Below are 19,636 nucleotides of genomic sequence, written 5' to 3' on the forward strand. Positions count from 1 at the left end.
CCTTGACGCGAACCTGCTCGGGTCACTGAGCGCCCCCCCCCCCCCGGGGGCCACCGCTACCCGCCGCCGGACCCGGGTCCGGCGGCGCTTCCCGTGGCGTCCGGCGGCTCACTGCACCGGTTCGGCGGGCTCCACCGGGGCTTCCCAGACCACCAGCATCAGCGCGCCCTTCTCGGTGCGCGGGGCGTGCACACTGCCCGGTGGCAGGACCAGCATCGAGTGCGCCGGGTGGACGCCGTCCTCGGTGATCAGCTCGCCCTCGAGGACCTGGATGATCTCGTAGCCGGTGTGCCGGTGCGGGGCGGCGGCGGCCCCCGGGTGGTAGCGGACGAGCGAGGCCGCCGGGCCGCCGGGGCCGGTCTGCTCGGTGGTGTAGAGCGGGAACACCTCCACACCGACCCGCCCGTCGGCGGTCAGCGGCGTGAACTTGAGCCTGCGCTCCAGCTCCCGCGGCCGGTCGAGCCCCTCGATCACCAGGGAGGCCGTGCTCTGGGTCGGCTTGCTCGTCATGCCGTCAACTCCTCGTCCGTGTCAGGCGATGTGCTGCGTATCCGGTCGCGCACCTCTTGGCGGCGCACCTTTCCCGAGGTCGTCCGGGGCAGTTCGGCGGTGAACTCGACCCCGGCCGGACGGCCCACGGGCGACAGCGTCCTGGCGCAGTGGGCCAGCAGCTCGGCGGCCAGCTCGGGGCCCGCTGTGCGGCCGGGGGCCGGGACCACCACGGCGAGCGGCAGCAGGCCCGCGGTCGCGTCCGGCACCGGGACGACGGCCAGGTCGGCGACGGCCGGATGGCTGCGCAGAGCCGCCTCCGCCTCGTACGGGGAGACCCGGTGGCCGTAGGACTTGAACACGTCGTCGCGGCGGCCAAGTACCTTGATCCAGCCGTCGGGGGAGCGCTCCGCAAGGTCCCCGGTCGCGTACCAGCCGCGCCCCAGGGCCTGTTCGGTGCGCTCGGGATCGTCCAGGTACCCCGCCATCACTCCCACGGGCCGCTCGCCGTCGAGCTCCACGCAGATCTCCCCGCTGTCACCCGGCTCCCCGGTGCGCGGGTCGCGCAGGCTGATCCGGTAGCCGGGCAGCGGGGTGCCGAGCAGCCCGGGCCTGGGCTCGGTCCCCGGTGCGGTGCCGATCAGCGCGGTCGTCTCGGTCTGCCCGTAGCCGTCCCGCACGCGCACGCCCCAGCTGTGCAGCACCTCCTGGGCCAGCCCCGCGGCCAGCGGCTCACCGGCGCTCGTCGCCTCCCTCAACGCCGGCCGGGCCGAGTCGAGATGGGGCCGCAGCTGCTGCCACACACTGGGCGGTGCGCAGAAGCTGGTCGCGCCCTGGTCCCGCAGGATCCGGGGGACCGCGGCCGCGTCGAGCGGCCCTTGGGGCAGCGCGACGACGGTGGCCTCGGCGTTCCACGGGACGAAGAGGCTGGACCAGGAGTGCTTGGCCCACCCCGGCGAGGAGACGTTGACGTGCAGGTCCCCGGGGAGCAGCCCGTTCCAGTAGAGGCCGGACAGATGCCCGACCGGGTAACTGGTGTGGGTGTGCGCCACGAGCTTGGGCGCCGAGGTGGTGCCCGAGGTGAAGTAGCAGAACGCCACGTCGTCGGCGGGGGTGGGCCGGTCGGGGACGAACCGGGCCGTCTCCCGGTCGCTGTCGCGGTAGTCGATCCAGCCGGGCACGTCGCCGGGGACAGCGATCCGTGCCCCCGGCACGTCCGTGCCCGCGAACGCCTGCACCGCGTCCGCCCGGCACACCAGGTGCCGGATGCGCCCGCGCCGCACCCGGTCAGCGGCCTCCGCCGCCGTCAGTTCCGGGTGGCAGGGCACCACCACGGCGCCGATCTTCAGCGCGGCGAGCAGCACCTCCCACAGTTCCCGCTGCGTGCCCAGCACCACCATCAGCCGGTCCCCACGCGCCACGCCAAGGCGGGTCAGCCACACCGCGACCGCGTCGGAGCGCAGCGACAGCTCCTCGTAGCTGATGTTCTGCGCGCCGCCCGCCCGGTCGAGCAGCCGCAGCGCGGGCGCGGTGTTCCTGGCCGCCACCACGTCGAACCACTCCAGCGCCCAGTTGAAATGGGCCGGGCGCGGCCAGCGGAACGTGGCCACGGCCGCCCCGGGGTCGCCCCGGTGGCGCAGCAGCAGGTCGCGCGCGGCCCGGAAGGCGTCGGACGCGGCGGTGTGCCGGGCCGCGCCGTGTGCGTCGCTCGTCAGCGCACCGGTCATCAGTGCTCGCCTCCCCGCTCGGCGTCCAGCAGGGTGCGCCACCGCTCACCGAGCACGAGGCCGCCGAGCCGCACGCCCCGCTCGGCCCCGGCCAGGGCGTCCTCGGCGATCGCGTCGGCGTCGGCGACGAACTCGCCCCGCACCCCGGGCCGTCCGCTGCCCACCTGGGTGAACCAGCGAGTGAACTCGCTGGGGATGCCAAGGACGTACAAGCCGGTCTCGGCCTGGCCGTCGGCGCCCACCGGGTGGTACGGCGACGCCGTGACGTCGACCCCGCCGGTGGCGAACTCGGTGCCGTCGGGGCCCCGGTTGACGTACGCCGTGAGCAGTCCGGCGTCACGCAGCCTGGCGGACAGACCGGTGTGCGAGCGCCGCAGGTCCGGCTCGGGTATCCGGGCGTCGATCACCGAGTCGATGAGCCTGCGGCTGCCGGCGACGTGCGGGGACTCCACGAAGAACCGGCCGGCGTCGGGGGCCGCGCCGAACCGGGCACCGGGGCCGATGATGTGCAGCACGCCCGCCTCCACCAGGGCGATTACCTGGCGCACCCGGACCGCGGGCGGCCCGGTGGTCAGCCGGGACGCGAGGGGGACGAAGTCCCGCAAGAAGTCATCCCGGTGGGAGTCGGGGGTGAGCCCGGAGAAGTCCACGGCGGTACGCATCACCCCGCGCACGTCGCGGATGGTGTCCAGGCACGCCTTGACCGGTCCGTCCTCGTTGCCTTCGGCCGCGAGCCGCAGGTCCTGGTGGAGGAACGCGGTCAGCGCCTGCCGGAACTCCCCGGCGTCGGCGAAGGACCGCCCCCGGAACGGCAGGGCCCACGCCTCCAGGTCGAGCGGCTCCAGGTTCTCCAGACCGCACCGGGCCGCCACCCGGGCCACGGCCTGCTGGGGCGCGGCACCCGCCGCTGTCGCCTGGCGTGCCGCTTCCGTGGCCCGGCCCAGGAACCGCGCGGCGATGTCGGGACCGTAGGCGCGGCGCAACTCGGCGGCGCAGCGCACCAGTTCCACCTCGGCAAGCAGCCAGGGCAGCACATCGCGGCGGAAGTCCAGCCTGCCCTTGCGCCGGGCCTCGCGCATCCGCTCGTGGGTGAACAGCCGTGGCCGGTAGGAGTGCCGGGGGGCCTTCTGGTTGAGGCCCCGGGCGAACAGCGGGGCACCGCTGCGGGAACCCGCGGTGATCACCGGTTCCCGCCCGCTGGGCAGATAGCGCAGTTCGCCCGCGGGGCCTTCGGTGAATCTTCCGCCGCGTCCCACCGTGAGGGCGGCGGTCACGTCGTAGAAGGAGAGGCCGAGCCCCAGGACGCCGACGTCCGCGCCCGCCGGGATGCTCTCCAGCGGCATGTCGATCGCCGAGTCGCCCCGTATGTAGCGCAGACGCGGGCGCCGCTGCGCGAAGTCGGCCAGTGCCTGCTGGTCGGGCCGCAGGCCGGGCAGCGGGTGACCGGTCGTCAGGACCACCCGGTCGGCCCGCAGATGGCGGCCGTCGTTCAGGGAGAGCAGGAACCGGCCGTCGGCCTCCTTGGCGAGCGTCTCGACGCGGATGCCCGCGAAGCGGTGCAGGCGCAGCACCTCGGGGGGCAGGGTCTCCTCGATCCGGTCGAGGGCATGGCTCAGGTACTGCCCGTAGAGGGCGCGCGGCGCACAGACGCCGGGGTCCGCGGCCACCGGGTCGACGGTCCGCCACCACTCGTACAGGGAGGGGCCCGCACCCGCCCGGTCCCGGCCGCCGTCGGGCGGTCCGGAGAAGATGGTGACCTCGCCCGCCACGGTGTTCATCAGCGACCACCGGGGCTGGTCCGTGCGCCAGATCCGCCCGGGACCCACCTGGGCCGCGTCCACCGCGTACACCTCGACGGGACGGTCCGCGGGCCGCTCGGCGAGCCGCGCCACCAGCCGTTCCAGCACGGAGGTGCCGCGCGGCCCGGTGCCCACCAGGGCGATCCGGTAGGGCGCCGGGGGCAGTTCCTGGGGCGGCTCGTGCGGCTGCTCCTCCCAGTCGGACGCCGGTGCGGCGTCGAGCGCCAGCAGGTCGTGCCGGTCCGCGGTGTAGCGGAGCATCTGGAGCAGCCGCCCGGACGTGACCTTGCCTCCCACCGCCAGGCGGCTGGACGGGGGAAGCGGCAGGCGGCCCGTCTTGGTCCAGCAGAGCCGTCCCTCGCCGTCGACGCCGGCCTGGGTCAGCCCCCGGTTGTCCTCGTGCAGGCAGAACGGCACGTCGAGCACGCCCGAACGGAACGCCCTGATCAGCGCGGTGCCCACGTCGTCGTGATGGTCGAGGGTCGCCTCGATCAGCGCACGTGCCTCGCTGAGCACCTCGCCGGGGTCGACCTCCCGGGCCCAGGGCACCTGGCTCTCGCCGCGGGCCTGCGCCGCGACGCGCGCGGCGGAACGCAGGGCGGCGACGTTCTCGGCGACCGTGGGCAGCCTGATGGCCTCGACCGGTGTCTTCACGATCAGCCGCTGGGCGCCGCCCCTGACGGCGAGCTCCGCGCTCCGGTCCATCAGGAGCTGCGCGCCCTGGGGGCTGCCGGGGAAGACCCCCATGTAGGCGTAGAGCACGATGTGGTGGTCGATTCCGGCGGGCAGCCACTCGTCGGCGAGCAAGCGCAGCGCGGCGAGCGCCTCGACGTCCTGCCGGGCGTCCGTCTGCTGCGCATAGCTGAACGACACGCTCTGAACGCCCTGTTGGGCGAAGAACAGCCCCTCGAGCAGGCTCACCGCGATGAGCATGGACGGCGGGCACAGCTGCCCCATCAGGCAGCCGCCGAAGGTCTCCAGGTGAGCCCGGAGCTTGCGGCTGCGGGTGAGTGCGGCGAATTCGGCGCTGCTCTCGCGCCAGTTGGCGACCGACTCGGCCAGCGGTGTCCTGCCGTAGGGCAGGCAGTACGAGACCGGGCCGCCCTCGCTCGCGGTGAGCCCCGCCTCTGCCATCGTGCGGAAGATGGCCAGGGGGACGGCGGATCCGTGCCGGACCTGGACGGGCCGCCCGGCGGCGGCCGAGGCGACCTCGGCGGCGATGTCCGGGCCGTGCACCACGATCGGGAATCCGTTCAGCTTGCTGCCCGAGGCCAGCGCGGCGCGTGCGTGGTCGTGTTCGCCGACCCGGGTGTAGGCGTCCAGCGTGATGGTGCCGACCGTGCGGTGCGGGACGGCGCCCACGGCGCGCAGCCCCGCCGCCATCGTGTCCGGTTCGGCCATCCCCATCCGGGGCTGGACCACCAGTTCGTTCGCGGCAGCGGCCCGGCGCACGTAGGTGCCGAGATCGGCGGAGAGCGACGCCGGCAGATTCGGCTCGGTCATGCCTGCCGGCCCTCTGTGGTCCGGTGCGCTCGGGGGAGCGCGTCGGACGACTGCTCGGGTGCGGCGGAGAGGGCCGCCGTGCGGGCTGCGGGCAGAGCGGCGATCAGGCGGCCGAAGACGGCGGTGTCGGCGGTGTCGGAGAAGACCGCGTCGAATCCCGCCTCGATGAGCGACTCGGACGTGGAGTCGCTGGTCTCGCCGATGGTCCCCAGCTTGCCCCCGATGATCACGGGGATGTCCCGGGCCACGGGGTCGGCGCGCAGCTTACGGATCGCACGGGCGCCGTCGAGCTCTCCGTGTCCGTTCACGGTGCTGATGACGACCGCGTCGGGACGGACCCTGCGCGCCGAGTCGATCAGCAGCTGGTCCGGTACGCAGGGCCCGAGGTTGACGACTTCGTGGCCCGATTCCTCCAGGAGAAGCTGCAGAAAGACCAGATTCCAGGTGTGGGCGTCCGAGGAGACCGTCGACAGCAGGATGCGCCGCCGTCCGTCTCGTTGAGCCACTGTCCTCATACCGTGTTCATCTCTCTCTCGTAAGGACCAGGGCGGCATGGGGAAGGGTCAGCGCAGGGTGACCAGTTGCCACATGCCCTCGAACGCGCGCTTGGTCAAGGTGGTGCGGTTGCTGATGAAGCTGGTCATCAGGTAGCGGCCGGGCTTCAGGGAGAGCGAGAGGACCGCGGAGGCGCCGGGGGAGATCGGGGTGAGTCCGGTGGGCATGCCGGTGAAGGGGAAGAGGGGCGGCTCCTTGCCCTGGCGCAGCGCCTCCATGCAGGCCGTGACGGTCTCGGTGGTGGCTTCGGCGGTCGCCTTGTAGAGCATCACTTCGTTCAGCTGCGCGGAGTGGTTGACGACCTGGAAGGTGCCCTTGGCGGTCAGGACCGACGCGGTCAGGAAGCGGCCGTCGGGACCGTCGTCGTAGGGGGCGATGACCTGCGTCGGGGACCACGGCTGGAGGGGCCGGCGCTCGGGCGGGCCGACCCGCAGTGTGCGCGTCCCGATCTCGGGGCTTGCGGGATCGACCGTCGTGTAGTTGATGAGGTGGTAGGTGCCGGGGGCCAGGATCCATGACACGGAGACGGTGCCGCTGGCGGAGGTGACCGCCACCCCGCCGAAGTAGTGGGCCTCGGAGTCGATCTGCGCGAGCGCGGCCCGGCGTGTCGCCGGGTCCGTGGCGGTCGCCGCCGTCTTGTAGTGGACCAGGAAGGTGTCCAGGTCGGTGTCGGGGCGCAGCCGGATGAGGCCGAGCGGCTGTTGCTTGGGCTCGGTGGTGGAGGCCGAGAGGGTGACAGGACCCGCCGGCACCGTCTGCGTGCTCAGTTCGATGCCCGTCGCGGAGGCGACGGCCTGGATGGTCGGTCCGGCGGGCAAGCGCTGCTGCCGGGGTGTCGCCGATGCCGTGGCCGTGGGGACGAGAACGGCCGCTGCCGTCAGTCCGGCCAGCATCCCGCGGCGCGCGAGACGGCCGTTCCCAACGGCCGACGAGTCCGGGTGGCTTGGGGTCGCGTGCATGACGGGTTCCTCCTCGGTCCCGGAAGCGAAGGCCGGGACGGTGCACCGCACCGCGGGCGGTGCGAATTGGATTGATCCGAGGCTCGGCATGCTCCGCAGGGCGACTCAAGAATGGCTGCAGTGTGTATCGAAGGCGCGGGCAACCGCGGGTGACGGCGGGGCTGCCCGGCGGGCGGGGCCGCGGTGCGACAGGGAATGCAGGGGCACTCGAGTGGTGGTGGGCACGCTGCTCAGGGCCGGTGAGTCTCCGGCCCCATGCCCGAGCAGGAGGCCTTCCCATGACCACCCGTACCGCTGTCATCACCGGCTCGAGCAGCGGGATCGGAGCCGCCACCGCGCGCAGGCTCGCCGCGCAGGGGTACCGCGTGGTGCTCACCGGGCGCCGCAAGGACCGCCTGGACGCGCTCGCCGAAGAGCTGACCGGGCAGGGGCACGAGGCGCTGGCCCACCCCCTCGACGTCACGGACCGGGCCCAGGCCGAGGCCTTCGCGGCCGCGGTCGGCGCGGTCGACGTGCTGGTCAACAACGCGGGCGGGGCGATCGGCACGGAGACCGTCGCCGAGGCCGACCCCGCCGACTGGGCGGCCATGTTCGAGGTGAACGTGCTCGGCGTCCTGAACGTCACCCAGGCGCTGTTGCCCGCGCTGAGGGCCTCGGGCGACGGCACGGTCGTCGTGCTCTCCTCCACCGCGGGGCACACGGCGTACGAGGGCGGAGGCGGCTACGCGGCGGCCAAGCACGGTGCGCACGCGCTCGCCGCCACCCTGCGCCTGGAGCTGTGCGGGCAGCCGGTGCGCGTGGTCGAGATCGCGCCGGGCCTGGTGCGGACCGAGGAGTTCGCGCTCAACCGCTTCCGCGGCGACGGGCGCAAGGCGGCCCAGGTGTACGAGGGCGTGGCCGATCCGCTCACCGCGGCCGACATCGCCGACACGGTGGCCTGGGCCGTGACCCGCCCCGCGCACGTCAACGTCGATCTGCTGGTGGTACGGCCCAGGGCCCAGGCGGCGCAGCACAAGATTCACCGGACCCCGTCACCGGCTGCACCGTCGCTCTAGCGATCACCGAGCGCACTCCGGGTGAATGCGGCGTACAGACAGGCATGGGGAGACAGGCGGCGGCTTCGGCGGCCGGGCGGAGGAGACACGGTGCTGACGCGCAGACAGATATTCAAGGCGGGAGCCGCCACGGGACTTCTGGCGGTCGGATCCGGCGCCGCGCTCGCTCTCGGTACGACGGGGACGGGGTCCAAGGCGGTCGCGGCTGAGCAGGTGTTCCGTGTGCCGCTGCGGGTGCCGCGCGCGCTGCGTCCGGCCCGCACCACGGGCCGTCCCATCGCCGGGTTCAAGAATTACGACTACTACCGGCTGGCGACGCGCGAGGTGGAGACGACCATCCTGCCCGGTACCACCACCAGGATGCGCACCTTCAACGGGGAGCTGACCCCCCTCATCCGGGCCACCCGGGGGCGCCCGGTGGTCATCGAGCAGATCAACGAGCTGGACGTGCCGTTCTCCATGCACCTGCACGGCGGACACGTGCCGGCCCGGTACGACGGCCACCCCGACAACGAGAACGCGCCGGGCATGAACCGGGCGTTCATCTACCCCAATACGCAGCGGGCGTCGACGATGTGGATCCACGACCACTCGCACGAGGCGCACGCCGAGAACATCTACCGGGGTGTCGCCGCAGGCTATGTGCTGACCGACGAGTTCGAGGAGCGGCTCCCGCTTCCCAAGGGCAAGTACGACGTCCCGCTGTATCTGCGGGACGCCAAGTTCGAGGCCGACGGAACACTCGTCTACGACATGGAAGGCTTCGAGGACCGGCCGACCGTCCTGGTGAACGGCGCCCCGCGCCCGTTCTTCGAGGTGGCGGCGCGCAAGTACCGGTTCCGGCTGACCAACACCTCCAACGAGCGCGCCTTCGTGCTCCAGCTGGGGGAGAGCCACGAGATGACGCACATCGCCTCCGACGGCGGTCTGCTGCCCGCCCCGGTAGCGTCCAAGACGGTGGAGATCTGGCCGGCCGAGCGGCAGGAGGTCGTGATCGACTTCTCGCGCTTCCCGGTCGGCTCGAAGGTCGTGCTGCGCAACCTGATCGCCTTTCCCGGCGAGGCCCCCGAGATCATGCGGTTCGACGTGGTGCGGACCGCGGACGACCCGAGCCGGGTTCCCGATGTGCTGCGCCCCGCCCCTGACCTGGGCAAGGCCACCGTGGAGCGCAACTTCGTCATGTCCTTCGACCCGGCCACGGGCCACCACCTCATCAACAACAAGCACTTCGACGTCAACCGGGTGGACCTGAGGCCCAAGATCGGTGACACGGAGATCTGGACGATCGAGAACACGGACACCCGGTTCGGCATCCCACACTCCCTCCACACGCACCTCGAGCACTTCCTGGTGGTGGACCGGGACGGCCGGGCACCCGCGCCGGGCGAGGCCGGGCTGAAGGACACCATCACGGTGATGCCGGGCAAGAAGGCCCGAGTGAAGATCAAATTCACCGACTACACCGGCAGGTTCATGTACCACTGTCACCTGATGGGCCACCTGACCATGGGCATGATGGGGCAGATGGAAGTGGAGAACTGACATGGCGGACGACACCGGTGGTGAACTGCGCTTCCCCTTCCAGCCCGACCAGCTCTTCGACCCGCCACAGGAGTTCGCCACGCTGCGGGAGACCGCTCCGGTGGCCCGCGTGCAGCTGCCGACCGGGTACGAGGCCTGGCTGGTCACCCGGTACGAGGACGTGCGCACCGTCCTCTCCGACCAGCGCCTGAGCCGGGCGGCCACCACACGGGAGGGCTCCGTGCGTCTGGGCCCGGCCAGGCCCGAGCCCGACTCGCTCATGGCGATGGACCCGCCCGACCACACCCGGCTGCGCCGGCTGCTGGTGCCCGCCTTCTCCAGCCGCCGCATCGAGCGGCTCAAGCCGAGGATCGCCCGGACGACCGAGGCGCTGCTGGACGCGATGGAGGAGACGGGTTCGCCCGCGGACCTCGTCACCCACCTGTCCATGCCGCTGCCCATCATCACGATCTGTGAACTGCTGGGCGTGCCCCCGGCCGACCAGGACTCCTTCCGTGCCTGGACGGACGCGGCCCTCACGCTGGAGCCCGGGGCGGGCGAGGCGGTGGCCCAGGCCAGGGAGCGGCTCGCGGACTATCTGCGGGACCTGGTCGCCGAGAAGGCGCGGCGGCCGCCGAAGGACCCGGACTCCGCCGATCTGCTCTGCGCGCTCATCTCGGCCCGGGACGACGACCGGCTGAGCGCCGCCGAACTGGTCACCGTCGCCGGGACGTTGATCACCGCCGGGTATCACACAGTGGCGCACTCCCTGGCCAACTCGGTGCTTGCGCTGCTGCGCCACCCCGAACAGCTGGAACCGCTGCGCGGCGGCGAGCTGTTTCCGGCCGCGGCCGTGGACGAGCTGCTGCGCTGGACGCCGGGACCGGTCAGCGGCGGCACCATTCGGATCGCGACCGAGGAGTTCAAGATCGGTTCCACGGTCGTGCGTCCGGGGGACGGCGTCATCCCGTCCACGGCCTCGGCCAACCGGGACGCCGCCGTGTTCCCCGAGCCGGACCGGCTCGATCTGGGCCGCACGGCCAATCGGCACATCGCGTTCGGCCCCGGTATCCACCACTGCCTGGGGGCGCCCCTGGCCCGGGCCGAGCTCCAGGTGGCGCTCACCGTGCTGCTGCGGCGCTTTCCCGCGCTGAGGCTCGCCGTCGCCGAGGGCGAGGTGGTCTGGGGCAGGGGAATGATCAGGGGCGTCAGCTCGCTTCCCGTCGCCTGGTGAGGGCGGACCCGCCCGCCCGCGCCGGCGGCCGGGCCAGCAGCTGCCGGGTCGTCTCCCGCAGGATGTCGTCGACCCGGCCGGTGAATCCGGCGACGAGGGCGAGCTGTTCGTCGTCGTATGCCTCCGGCGCGGTGCGCATGACCTCCCTCGTCGGCGCGAACGCCTGGGCCGGCTCCTGCTCCCTGAGGCCGGTGGAGAGACGATGACCCGGCGCCGGCCGCCGAGGTGCCCATACCGGTGATCTCGGCAAGCGGTCGGCCGTTGCCCGCTGCGGGCCAGGCGGGCCAGGCGGGCCAGGCGGACCGTCGACGCCGTCGACGCCGTCCTGGCCACGCTCGCGAGCGGCATCGGCTGCGCCGTGCTCCCGGCCGCCTTCGCGGCCCGTCCGCCGGCGGCGTCCGCGCCGCCTCCTGAAACCACAGCCATCCGGGTCTTCATTCCCCCGCGGACCCGGGTGGCTGTGCCCTGTTCGCCTGCTGCGCGCAGCGCTGCTCCGGCGCGGTGTCAAGGTCCTCTCGAGCGCCTCCCGAGCCTCCGGTGTGAATCTCTGCCGCAACCGACGGCCGAGTGGCTGCGGCACGAGGAGGCTTGAATGACCAAGGAACGAGCGGGGCGCGTACGGGCCACGCGCGGAGCGCTGCTGGGTTCCGCGCTGGCGCTCGTCGCGGCCACCGCCGCGCCCGCGCCCGCCGCGGAGAAAACCGGAAAGGCCGCCGCGTCGGCCGAGGAGACCCTGCTGGTCAGTGTGGGCCGGGGCGGTGCACCGGCCAACGGCCCCAGCGAGCGGGCCTCGATCAGTGGTGACGGCCGCCTCGCCGTCTTCGCGTCGCACGCCAGCAACCTGGTGAGCGGGGACCGCAACGACTGCAGCGACATCTTCCTGCGCGATCTCGACGCGGCCAGGACGACCCGTGTCAACACCGGGATGCACGGCGACGAGTCCAACGGCTGCACCAGCATCGACCCGATCATCTCCAACGACGGGCGTTACGTCGTCTACGCGGCCGACTCGACCAACCTGGCCCCCGGCGCCCGTGGCGGCAAGTCCCAGATCTTCCGGGCCGACCTGCGGACCGGGAAGACCGTCCTGGTCTCCCGGGACAAGGACGGCAAGGAGGGCGACAACGACAGCATGCGGCCGACCGTCAGCGAGGACGGCCGCTACGTCGCCTTCACCACCGCGGCCACCAACATCCTGGGCGGCGACACGCCTGACACCTGGGACAGCGTGGTGCGCGACATGCGGACCGGAACCGTGGTGCGCACGAGCAGGAGCTCCGAGGGCACCCCGGGCAACGCAGCCACCGACGGTACCCAGATCAGCGCCGACGGCCGCTTCATCACCCTCTTCTCCAACGCCACCAATCTGGTGGAAGGGGACACCAACGGCAAGGTCGACGAGTTCCTGCACGACGTCCGCACCGGCCGCACCACCCGGCTGAGCGTCAACGCCGCGGGCGTCGAGTCCGACCAGATCACCATCGGCGGCACCATCAGCGACGACAACCGCTACGTGGTGCTCAACTCGCACGCCACCAACCTGACCGCGGAGAGCCCGTCCACCGGGCAGAACCACGCGTACCTGCAGGACCTTGAGGAGGGCACGCTGACTCTCCTGGACAAGGGGGCCGACGGCGTCCCCGCGCCCGGCGGCACGTTCTGGGCCAGTATCAGCGGCGACTCCAAGCACGCACCGATGTCGTCCGCGGGCCCCAACCTGGTCCCCGGTGACACCAACAAGGTGCGTGACATCTTCGTCGCCGACCTGCCCGAGGGCGGTCTGCGCCGTATCAGCGTGGGCAACGAGGGCCAGGAGGCCGACGAGGCCAGCTACTTCCCGGACTCCGACTTCACCGCGCGCTCCGTCGTCTTCACCTCCTACGCGACCAATCTGGTCGCCGGTGACACCAACAAGCAGCCCGACATCTTCGTCCGGCGCCCGCAGTCGTGACCCCAACCCGCCCCCGTACACCGTCGACACAGAAAGGACCCACCATGGGGATCGCCCTCCGCAGCAGGCGCTCGGCCTCGTTCGCCGGCGTGGCCGCGCTGCTCCTGGCCGGAGTCGCCGTCGGAGTGACCCAAGGCGCTTCGGACTCCCAGGCCGCCGAGAGCGCCACACCGGGAACCGTCGTGCACAAGCAGGACGCGCACGGCGAGGTCCGGGTCGCGGACCCGTCCGTACGCGACAAACGCCAACTCGTCGATGCGGCCAAGAAGGAGCGCAAGGAGCGTCAGAAGGCCGCCGCCTCCCAGGAGACCGCAGCCGGTACGGCAGCCGGCACGACGGGCGGCGGCACGGGCGAGACGACGGGTGGTACGGCCGGTGGCGGCACGGGCGGCGACAGCGGCGGGGGCGGCGACAGCGGCGGCCACGGCGACCAGTCCGGCTTCCCGACCCGTGACCAGTGGCTTGACTCCTCCAAGTCGGGCCGAGTCTCGCCCGCGGGCGGGGCCCCCGGGGAGATCTCCGCGGCCGGGTCCAGCTTCGTCAAGGTCCCGTTCATGGAGTACTACGCCATCTTCACCGACACCAAGTCCGATGTGGCCTGGCTCGGTGGCCGCCCGTTCAACGCGGACAGCATCAAGCACACCGACACGTGGCGCATCGGCTCGGTCGGCGCTCCGTTCTTCGTGGTCGGGGCCCCGGAGGGCGCCGCGGTCAAGAGCACCGGCAGCTCGGCGGAGGCGAGCTGGAGCACCGACGTGGAGCGGAACTGGTACAGCCAGCACTCCTATGACCAGGTCGCGTTCTACCCGCCCAACGAGGCCGACTACTCCAATGTGTTCCGCATCAGCCACTCGGTGTCCGGGACCTTCCAGTTCGGCTCGTCCTTCTTCACCGTGACGAGCCAGGACAGGGCCTACAGCTGATGGGGACGGATTCTCCTGGCCCGCACCGCTTCCGGAAGGCAGCGGTGCGGGCCTGCTGCGTCGCCCTGCTGGTGGCCGTCACGGGCTGCGGTTCCGGTGGACCCTCCGGGGTGCGGGACGCCGGTGCGGGTGCGCCGCGCGTCGACGCGCGGCAACTGCTGCTTGACTCCTGGGTGAGCGAGGGGAAGCGCGGCTACTTCGTGGACGGCGCCCAGTCCACGGCGGGTTCGCCCTTCTCGCTGTACGAGACGACCTGGCGGCTGCGCACAGCCAAGCTCGCGGGCTCCCGCGGCGTGCACGTCGAACCGGACCGGATGCGGCCGTGGGCCTCCGCGGCGGAGCAGGGCCTCCTGGAGTCCTCGGGCCTTCCCGCGATCGCCCAGATCGAGTTCGCCGTCCAGGCCCAGCTCGCCGCGGGCGGCAGCCCCGACCGGGCACGCGTCGCCCGCTCCCTGGAAGGGCTGCGCAGCGGCGATGGCTACCGCACGGCGAGGTCGGCCAAGGCGGCCGACCAGGGCAGCACCGCGGTGGCCGTGCGGGTGCTGGCCCGGCTCAAACTGCCCGTGCCCGCGCAGGTGCGGACCCGGGCGGCGGGCCTGCTGGCCTCCCTGACCCCGGCCGGTGTCACCCGGGACCCGGGTGCCGCGATCTCGGTCCTGCAGACCGCGGGCGCCTTGCGCCTCACCCCGCCCCCGCGGACGGCGGCGCTCGCCGCGGCCGCCCACCGGGCCCTGGCCCAGCGCGGCATGGACGCCGTCAGGCTCGCCTCGGAGGACGCGCTGCGCACGGCGGCGGGCCAACTCGGCGCTCCGCTGCCGGCGTTCGACCCGGCGTCCTGCGCGGCGGCGGTACGGCCCGACGGCGGTGTGGCACTGCCCGGCGGCACGGCCGGCGATCCGCAGGCCACCTATCTGGCCCTGCGCCTGGGCTGTGCGGGTGCCAAGGCGCCCGCGCCCGGAGCGCACTCCCGCATGGGCTGGCCCGGGAAGGAGGCGCGGGAGACCGCGCTCGGCTCCTCGGCCGCCGCGATGGCGGTCGCCGGGCGCACCGGGTACACCGAGCCGTTCGCGGCGGGGCTGGCCCGCCAGGTGCGCGAGGTCTGGCTGCCGGCGGCCTCCCGCCACAAGGCCCCCTACGACACCGCGCAGTTGGCGGTCCGGGTGAACCTGCGCCAGCTCGCCCGGACGCTGGGCGCCCCCCTCGTCCGCACGGTCGACGCCGGGCTGCCCGCGCCGACGGCGGCCTCTGTCCCCGCCGCCGACGAGGCCCGGCTGCTGCTGAGCGCCCTCGACCTGGGGGCGTCAGCCCGGGGCCGGGACCGGCTGTGTGCGCCGAGTTCGGCGCTGCGTACCGTCAAGTCCCGTTCGGGCAAAGGCGGTTCGGGCAAGGGGGGTTCGGCCGGTGGAGGTTCGCTGACCCGTGCCGCGCGCCTGGCGGCCGTCGCCGGCGCGTGCGACGACGCGCGGCTGCGGCAGCGGGCGGTACGGGAGTCGGGGGCGTCCCGGGTCGGTGAGGGCGTGTACTCCAGCGGCAAGGGCGCCTCCTTCGAGTCCTCGGTGGCCGGGGTGTGGATCACGCGCCCGGGCACGGACGTCGAGGCGGCCTGGCGGCGGGCGGGGCTCTGTGCGGGGGACCGCTGCGCGGAGAGCGGGGACCGGCTGAAGTCGGCCGACCACACCCCGCTGCGCACGCTCGCGGTGCTGCTCGCCGTCCGGGCGGGGGCGTACGACGGGCTCTTCCCGATCGCGTTCTGAGTGCGCGTCAAAGCACCCCGGGCGGCCGCTGAAGCGGCCGCCCGGGGTGCTTTGACGTTGCGGGCTTGACGGGCCGAAAAAGTCTCTCTAAATTAGAGAAGCGCGAAGATAGAGAGAATTTGCTCGAGAAGGGACAGTCATGTGCGCCACCACGGTCAACCCGGCAGAACTCGACGTCCGCACCCTGATGCAGGAGCTCAGCGACCGCTGGGACCACGCGGACGGCGAGGGTTACGGAGCGCTCTTCGCCCCCGACGCCACCTACGTCCAGTTCAACGGGACGCTGCTCAGGGGCCGCCAGGAGATCGCGGACCTGCACAGCCTGATGTTCCGCACCATGCTGTACGGGACGAGGCTGGTCACCCACGAGATCGAGAGCGTCCACGTGCTCCGCGACGACGTCGTGGTGGTGGTCGCCACCGGGGCCGCGCTCTACCCCTGGCAGCCCAGGGTCGTGCCCAAGCGGCTCTCGCGGCAGACGCTCACGCTGGTCAGGAAGGACGGCCACTGGCTCGTGGAGACCTTCCACAACGGCCGCATCAAGCCGTTCCCGACCAGCGGGCCGCTGTTCTCGGTGGGTGCCAAGGCCGTCAGGATGCGTGTCGACAGAACGCGGCGGGCCGCCTGAGAGCGACCGCCGCACGACGGAGCGGCCCCGGCAGGGCAGTACGCTGCTGTTCTCGGTCACCTGACAGGAAGGGCAGCTCCGACATGCGTCTTGACGGTGCGGCGGACAGTGCGGACGGCCCCGGACCCGGGCTGCTGGCGCTGGCGACGGCGCTGCGGGTCCAGGCCGCCAGGACCGTCCTGTTCCAGTCGGCGGTGGCCCAGGCCGTGGGGCTCAACGCCACCGACTTCAACTGTCTGAGCCTGCTGGACCTGGAAGGGCCCACGACCCCGGGACACCTTGCCGAACAGGTCGGTCTCAGCCGCGGCGGCGCCATCACCACGGTGATCGACCGGCTCCAGAAGGCCGGATTCGTCCGGCGCAGGCCCGACCCGGTGGACCGCAGGCGCGTCATCGTCGAGGCCGTGCCCGAGGCCTTCGCCTCACAGGTCGACGTCCTGCTTACCGACTACCGGGCGGCGTTCGGCGAGCTCCTGCTCGGGCTCACCGAGGAGCAGCTCGAGCTGCTCGTGGAGATCACCGACCGGAGCAACGAGATCTTCCACACCGAGACCCAGCGGCTTCAGGCCAAGTAGCCGCCGCGCCCCTCCACCGCCCGACCCGGACTCAAGCAGGAAACGGCACCCTCGGCGACCGGCAGTTCCTCTGCCGTTCCCAGCGAACGAGGTGACCGGGACCATGCTGTCCGCTCATTACTCCATCCCTCTTCCCGCCGACTACGACATGACCCGGATACGCGACCGGGTGGCGGCCAAGGCCGCGCCCTGGGACACCAGGGCAGGACTGCTGCTGAAGGCCTTCTGCGTCACCGAGGCCGAAAGCGGTGACGGACACAACAGCTACGCGCCGTTCTACGTGTGGGCCGACACCGCCGAGTTCAGCTCCTTCCTCACCGGAGCCGAGTACGCCGGACTGTGCTCCGCGTTCGGCCCGGTGCCCGTGCGGACGGGCGCCGTGATCCAGCTGAGCATCGGTACGGGACCCGTCGCACACCTGGTGGCCGAGTCCGAGGAACTGGGGCCCGTGACGGATCTGCGCGCGGTGGCCGAACTCGAGCAGGAACGGCACCGCGCCGCCCTGCGGGACCCGGCGGTCCACTCGCACATCACTGAGCTCGACCCGGTGACCATGACGGTCACCCGGCGCACTCTGCTGCGCGCGGGACAGGACGCCCCCGAGCCCAAGAGCGGGGCCCGGGTGCTGCGTGTGCTGCACCTGTCCCTGCCCCCCACCCCTACGAACTGACGCCCAGTCAGCTCTGCTCGCGCTCGAGCACGCCTCAGGCGATGCTCGAGAACGCTGTGGATCCCTGGGTGAGTGACCCAGACAAGGAGCGCACGGTGACCTATACGCCCGCCCACACGCAGGAGAATCGCCCGGCGCCGCCGCCTCCACCCCGCAGAAGCGTCCTTGAGCGCACCGCCGGCTTCGCCCAGCGCCACCGGTGGACGGCGCTGGTGCTGTGGCTGGTGATCCTCGTCGGTGTCTGGGCGGGCGCGTCGGCAGCCGGTGACCGCTACCGTGACGACTTCTCACTGCCGGGCACCGAGAGCCAGCAGGCGCTGGACGTCATGAAGGAACACGGGTCCGCCGACGCGGGCGACTCCGTGGACATCGTGCTGCACGACAAGGACGGTCTCACCGCGGCGACCGTGAAGCAGCGGGTGACCGGCATGCTGGCCGAGGTGGCCGACCTGCCCAGGGTCGCCCAGGTGCGCAGCCTTTACCAGGACCAGTCCGCCCTCTCCAAGGACGGCACGATCGGTTACGCCACGGTCGTCCTGGACGGCAAGGCCGAGGACATGGAGAAGGCCGACACCCAGCGCATCCTGGACACCGCCCGCACGGCGCAGTCGGACGGTCTGCAGGTCGAACTCGGCGGCGACGCGGCCAGGAAGCTGGCCGAGCAGGAGAGCGGCGCGGCGGAGGGCGCCGGCATGCTCGCCGCACTGGTGATCCTCGGCATCATGTTCGGCACGGTCATCGCGGCCGGACTGCCGGTCATCACCGCGGTGTTCGCGGTCGGCAGCACCCTCGGCGCCATCATCGTCCTCTCGCACACCTTCACCATCGCCAGCTACACCCCGTACATCATGATCCTGGTGGGCTTGGGCGTCGGCATCGACTACGCACTGCTGATCTTCGCCCGCTACCGGGCCGAACTGGTCAAGGGCGCCTCACCGGAGGATGCCTCGCGGCGCGCGCTCGACCTGGCCGGACGCACCGTCTTCTTCGCGGGGTGCACCGTCATCGTCGCCCTGCTGGGCCTGGTGGCCCTGGGGCTCGGTTCCCTGCAGGGCACCGCCGTGGCGCTCGCGCTCACCGTGCTGGTCACCATGCTGGCCTCGCTCACCCTGCTGCCCTCCCTCCTTGCGATCTTCGGCAAGCGCTTCGCCCGCCAGTTCACGGCCAAGGCCCAGAAGCGGACCGACAAGGGCAAGCCCGCCCCGGGCACCGGCTGGCGCCGCTGGGCCGGGTTCGTCCAGCGCCGGCCGCTGGCCGTCCTGGTGCTGGCCGTCGCCGCGCTCGGCGCCCTTGCCGCCCCCGCCCTGGACATGCGGCTCGGCTTCGCCGACGCGGGCAACGACCCGGCGAAGTCCACCAGCCGAAGCGCCTACGACCTGCTGGCCGAGGGCTTCGGCCCCGGCTTCAACGGCCCGCTGGTCGTGGTGGCCGAAGGCAAGGACGAGGCTGCCCAGGCACTGACCGTGAAGCTCAACGACACCAAGGGCATCGCGGCCGCCACCGGCCCCATCCCCGCAAAGGACAAGGGCGCGTTCACCGTGATCGCGTTCCCCGACTTTGCTCCGCAGGACGGCGAGACCTCCGACCTGGTGCACGTGCTGCGCGACGACGTCCTTCCGGCGCTCGGCGAGCGGACCGGCGCCGAGTACCTGGTCGGCGGATCGACCTCGGCCGTCGTGGACTACTCCGACACCGTCGCCAAGCGGATGCCGCTGTTCATCGCGATCGTGGTGGGACTCTCGCTGATCCTCCTGGTCATGGTGTTCCGCTCGGTGCTTGTTCCGCTCAAGGCCGCGCTGCTGAACCTGCTGAGCATCGGAGCCGCACTCGGTGCGATGACGCTCGTCTTCCAGAAGGGCATGTTCGGCATCGAGTCAGGACCGATCGAAGCCTTCCTGCCGATCATGGTCTTCGCGATCGTCTTCGGCCTGTCCATGGACTACGAGATCTTCCTCGTCACCCGGATCCGCGAGGAGTGGGACCGTACGAACGAGCACGGCACCGCCATCCGCGAAGGACTGGCGCACACCGGCGGAGTCATCATCGCCGCCGGCGCCATCATGGTCGCGGTCTTCGGGGCCTTCATGCTCAACGGCGACCGCATGCTGCAGCAGTTCGGCTTCGGGATGGCCGTCGCCGTCTTCGTCGACGCCGTCATCATCCGCCTGATGATCGTCCCCGCCGCGCTGCAGCTGATGGGGCGGGGGGCCTGGTGGATCCCGGCAGGCCTGGACCGGATGCTGCCGAAGCTGAACCTCGAGAAGCACTGACCCCCGAAACGGGAGTCCGGGCG

At 72.2% G+C, this 19,636-nt stretch carries 16 protein-coding genes; 10 read left to right on the top strand and 6 right to left on the bottom strand.

Translation table 11 applies throughout. The features are described from left to right. Window positions 1–108: 108 nt before the first annotated feature. From ACWFRJ_RS43845 to ACWFRJ_RS43865, 5 genes are read right to left on the bottom strand one after another with little or no spacing between them, the layout of a single operon-like run. Entirely contained in the window at window positions 109–510 is a 402-nt protein-coding gene (locus tag ACWFRJ_RS43845; protein WP_453544562.1) for a cupin domain-containing protein, read from the bottom strand. Next, window positions 507–2,216, bottom strand: coding sequence for an acyl-CoA synthetase (locus ACWFRJ_RS43850; RefSeq protein ID WP_453544564.1), 1,710 nt, complete (start codon window positions 2,214–2,216; stop codon window positions 507–509). The genes ACWFRJ_RS43845 and ACWFRJ_RS43850 overlap by 4 nt, the downstream gene beginning before the upstream one ends. Next, complete coding sequence (locus tag ACWFRJ_RS43855; protein ID WP_453544566.1) at window positions 2,216–5,518, bottom strand: FAD/NAD(P)-binding protein; 3,303 nt, start codon at window positions 5,516–5,518, stop codon at window positions 2,216–2,218. The genes ACWFRJ_RS43850 and ACWFRJ_RS43855 overlap by 1 nt, the downstream gene beginning before the upstream one ends. Continuing rightward, complete coding sequence (locus tag ACWFRJ_RS43860; protein WP_453544568.1) at window positions 5,515–6,033, bottom strand: cobalamin B12-binding domain-containing protein; 519 nt, start codon at window positions 6,031–6,033, stop codon at window positions 5,515–5,517. Before ACWFRJ_RS43860 ends, ACWFRJ_RS43855 begins: the two co-directional genes overlap by 4 nt. 48 nt (window positions 6,034–6,081) lie before the next feature. Beyond that, the gene (locus ACWFRJ_RS43865; protein ID WP_453544570.1) at window positions 6,082–7,032 is read right to left on the bottom strand and encodes a hypothetical protein; all 951 of its coding nucleotides are present in this window, start codon (window positions 7,030–7,032) and stop codon (window positions 6,082–6,084) included. 278 nt (window positions 7,033–7,310) lie between these two features. Here ACWFRJ_RS43865 and ACWFRJ_RS43870 point away from each other — a divergent pair, with 278 nt between their 5' ends. The 3 genes from ACWFRJ_RS43870 to ACWFRJ_RS43880 all read left to right on the top strand — a co-directional run bounded on the left by ACWFRJ_RS43870 (window position 7,311) and on the right by ACWFRJ_RS43880 (window position 10,842). Continuing rightward, window positions 7,311–8,087 carry an SDR family NAD(P)-dependent oxidoreductase gene (locus ACWFRJ_RS43870; protein WP_453544571.1) on the top strand — a complete coding sequence of 259 codons (777 nt, stop codon included), beginning with the start codon at window positions 7,311–7,313 and terminating at the stop codon, window positions 8,085–8,087. A 90-nt stretch (window positions 8,088–8,177) separates the two neighbouring features. Further along, window positions 8,178–9,629 (top strand): multicopper oxidase family protein, encoded by a 1,452-nt coding sequence (locus ACWFRJ_RS43875; RefSeq protein WP_453544573.1) that lies wholly within the window; start codon window positions 8,178–8,180, stop codon window positions 9,627–9,629. Between the two features lies 1 nt (window position 9,630). Continuing rightward, window positions 9,631–10,842: a cytochrome P450 gene (locus ACWFRJ_RS43880; RefSeq protein WP_453544575.1), complete on the top strand. Its 1,212-nt coding sequence runs from the start codon at window positions 9,631–9,633 to the stop codon at window positions 10,840–10,842. On the opposite strand, the gene ACWFRJ_RS43885 is transcribed toward ACWFRJ_RS43880, so the two are convergent. After that, on the bottom strand, window positions 10,817–10,981 hold the full coding sequence (locus ACWFRJ_RS43885) for a hypothetical protein (protein WP_453544577.1): 165 nt from the start codon (window positions 10,979–10,981) through the stop codon (window positions 10,817–10,819). The genes ACWFRJ_RS43880 and ACWFRJ_RS43885 overlap by 26 nt on opposite strands. A gap of 453 nt (window positions 10,982–11,434) precedes the next feature. On the opposite strand from ACWFRJ_RS43885, the gene ACWFRJ_RS43890 reads away from it, so the two are divergent. The 7 genes from ACWFRJ_RS43890 to ACWFRJ_RS43920 all read left to right on the top strand — a co-directional run bounded on the left by ACWFRJ_RS43890 (window position 11,435) and on the right by ACWFRJ_RS43920 (window position 19,613). After that, window positions 11,435–12,793: a TolB family protein gene (locus tag ACWFRJ_RS43890; RefSeq protein ID WP_453544579.1), complete on the top strand. Its 1,359-nt coding sequence runs from the start codon at window positions 11,435–11,437 to the stop codon at window positions 12,791–12,793. A gap of 44 nt (window positions 12,794–12,837) precedes the next feature. Then, window positions 12,838–13,716: a hypothetical protein gene (locus ACWFRJ_RS43895; protein ID WP_453544581.1), complete on the top strand. Its 879-nt coding sequence runs from the start codon at window positions 12,838–12,840 to the stop codon at window positions 13,714–13,716. Next, complete coding sequence (locus tag ACWFRJ_RS43900; protein WP_453544583.1) at window positions 13,716–15,470, top strand: hypothetical protein; 1,755 nt, start codon at window positions 13,716–13,718, stop codon at window positions 15,468–15,470. The genes ACWFRJ_RS43895 and ACWFRJ_RS43900 overlap by 1 nt, the downstream gene beginning before the upstream one ends. 139 nt (window positions 15,471–15,609) lie before the next feature. Further along, a complete protein-coding gene (locus ACWFRJ_RS43905; protein ID WP_453544585.1) occupies window positions 15,610–16,098 on the top strand; it encodes an SgcJ/EcaC family oxidoreductase in 489 nt (162 codons plus the stop codon). 83 nt (window positions 16,099–16,181) lie between these two features. Continuing rightward, the gene (locus tag ACWFRJ_RS43910) at window positions 16,182–16,673 is read left to right on the top strand and encodes a MarR family winged helix-turn-helix transcriptional regulator (RefSeq protein ID WP_453544587.1); all 492 of its coding nucleotides are present in this window, start codon (window positions 16,182–16,184) and stop codon (window positions 16,671–16,673) included. Between the two features lie 103 nt (window positions 16,674–16,776). Beyond that, complete coding sequence (locus tag ACWFRJ_RS43915) at window positions 16,777–17,343, top strand: DUF4865 family protein (protein ID WP_453544589.1); 567 nt, start codon at window positions 16,777–16,779, stop codon at window positions 17,341–17,343. A 95-nt stretch (window positions 17,344–17,438) separates the two neighbouring features. Then, the gene (locus ACWFRJ_RS43920; protein WP_453544621.1) at window positions 17,439–19,613 is read left to right on the top strand and encodes an MMPL family transporter; all 2,175 of its coding nucleotides are present in this window, start codon (window positions 17,439–17,441) and stop codon (window positions 19,611–19,613) included. Window positions 19,614–19,636 lie beyond the last annotated feature (23 nt).

It is taken from the genome of Streptomyces sp. NPDC055239 (genome assembly GCF_053606205.1).

Coding starts and splice junctions, on each gene's coding strand:
- ACWFRJ_RS43845 (WP_453544562.1), bottom strand. CDS start 510: ATGACGAGCAAGCCGACCCAGAGCACGGCCTCCCTGGTGATCGAGGGG.
- ACWFRJ_RS43850 (WP_453544564.1), bottom strand. CDS start 2,216: ATGACCGGTGCGCTGACGAGCGACGCACACGGCGCGGCCCGGCACACC.
- ACWFRJ_RS43855 (WP_453544566.1), bottom strand. CDS start 5,518: ATGACCGAGCCGAATCTGCCGGCGTCGCTCTCCGCCGATCTCGGCACC.
- ACWFRJ_RS43860 (WP_453544568.1), bottom strand. CDS start 6,033: ATGAGGACAGTGGCTCAACGAGACGGACGGCGGCGCATCCTGCTGTCG.
- ACWFRJ_RS43865 (WP_453544570.1), bottom strand. CDS start 7,032: ATGCACGCGACCCCAAGCCACCCGGACTCGTCGGCCGTTGGGAACGGC.
- ACWFRJ_RS43870 (WP_453544571.1), top strand. CDS start 7,311: ATGACCACCCGTACCGCTGTCATCACCGGCTCGAGCAGCGGGATCGGA.
- ACWFRJ_RS43880 (WP_453544575.1), top strand. CDS start 9,631: ATGGCGGACGACACCGGTGGTGAACTGCGCTTCCCCTTCCAGCCCGAC.
- ACWFRJ_RS43885 (WP_453544577.1), bottom strand. CDS start 10,981: ATGCGCACCGCGCCGGAGGCATACGACGACGAACAGCTCGCCCTCGTC.
- ACWFRJ_RS43890 (WP_453544579.1), top strand. CDS start 11,435: ATGACCAAGGAACGAGCGGGGCGCGTACGGGCCACGCGCGGAGCGCTG.
- ACWFRJ_RS43895 (WP_453544581.1), top strand. CDS start 12,838: ATGGGGATCGCCCTCCGCAGCAGGCGCTCGGCCTCGTTCGCCGGCGTG.
- ACWFRJ_RS43900 (WP_453544583.1), top strand. CDS start 13,716: ATGGGGACGGATTCTCCTGGCCCGCACCGCTTCCGGAAGGCAGCGGTG.
- ACWFRJ_RS43905 (WP_453544585.1), top strand. CDS start 15,610: ATGTGCGCCACCACGGTCAACCCGGCAGAACTCGACGTCCGCACCCTG.
- ACWFRJ_RS43910 (WP_453544587.1), top strand. CDS start 16,182: ATGCGTCTTGACGGTGCGGCGGACAGTGCGGACGGCCCCGGACCCGGG.
- ACWFRJ_RS43915 (WP_453544589.1), top strand. CDS start 16,777: ATGCTGTCCGCTCATTACTCCATCCCTCTTCCCGCCGACTACGACATG.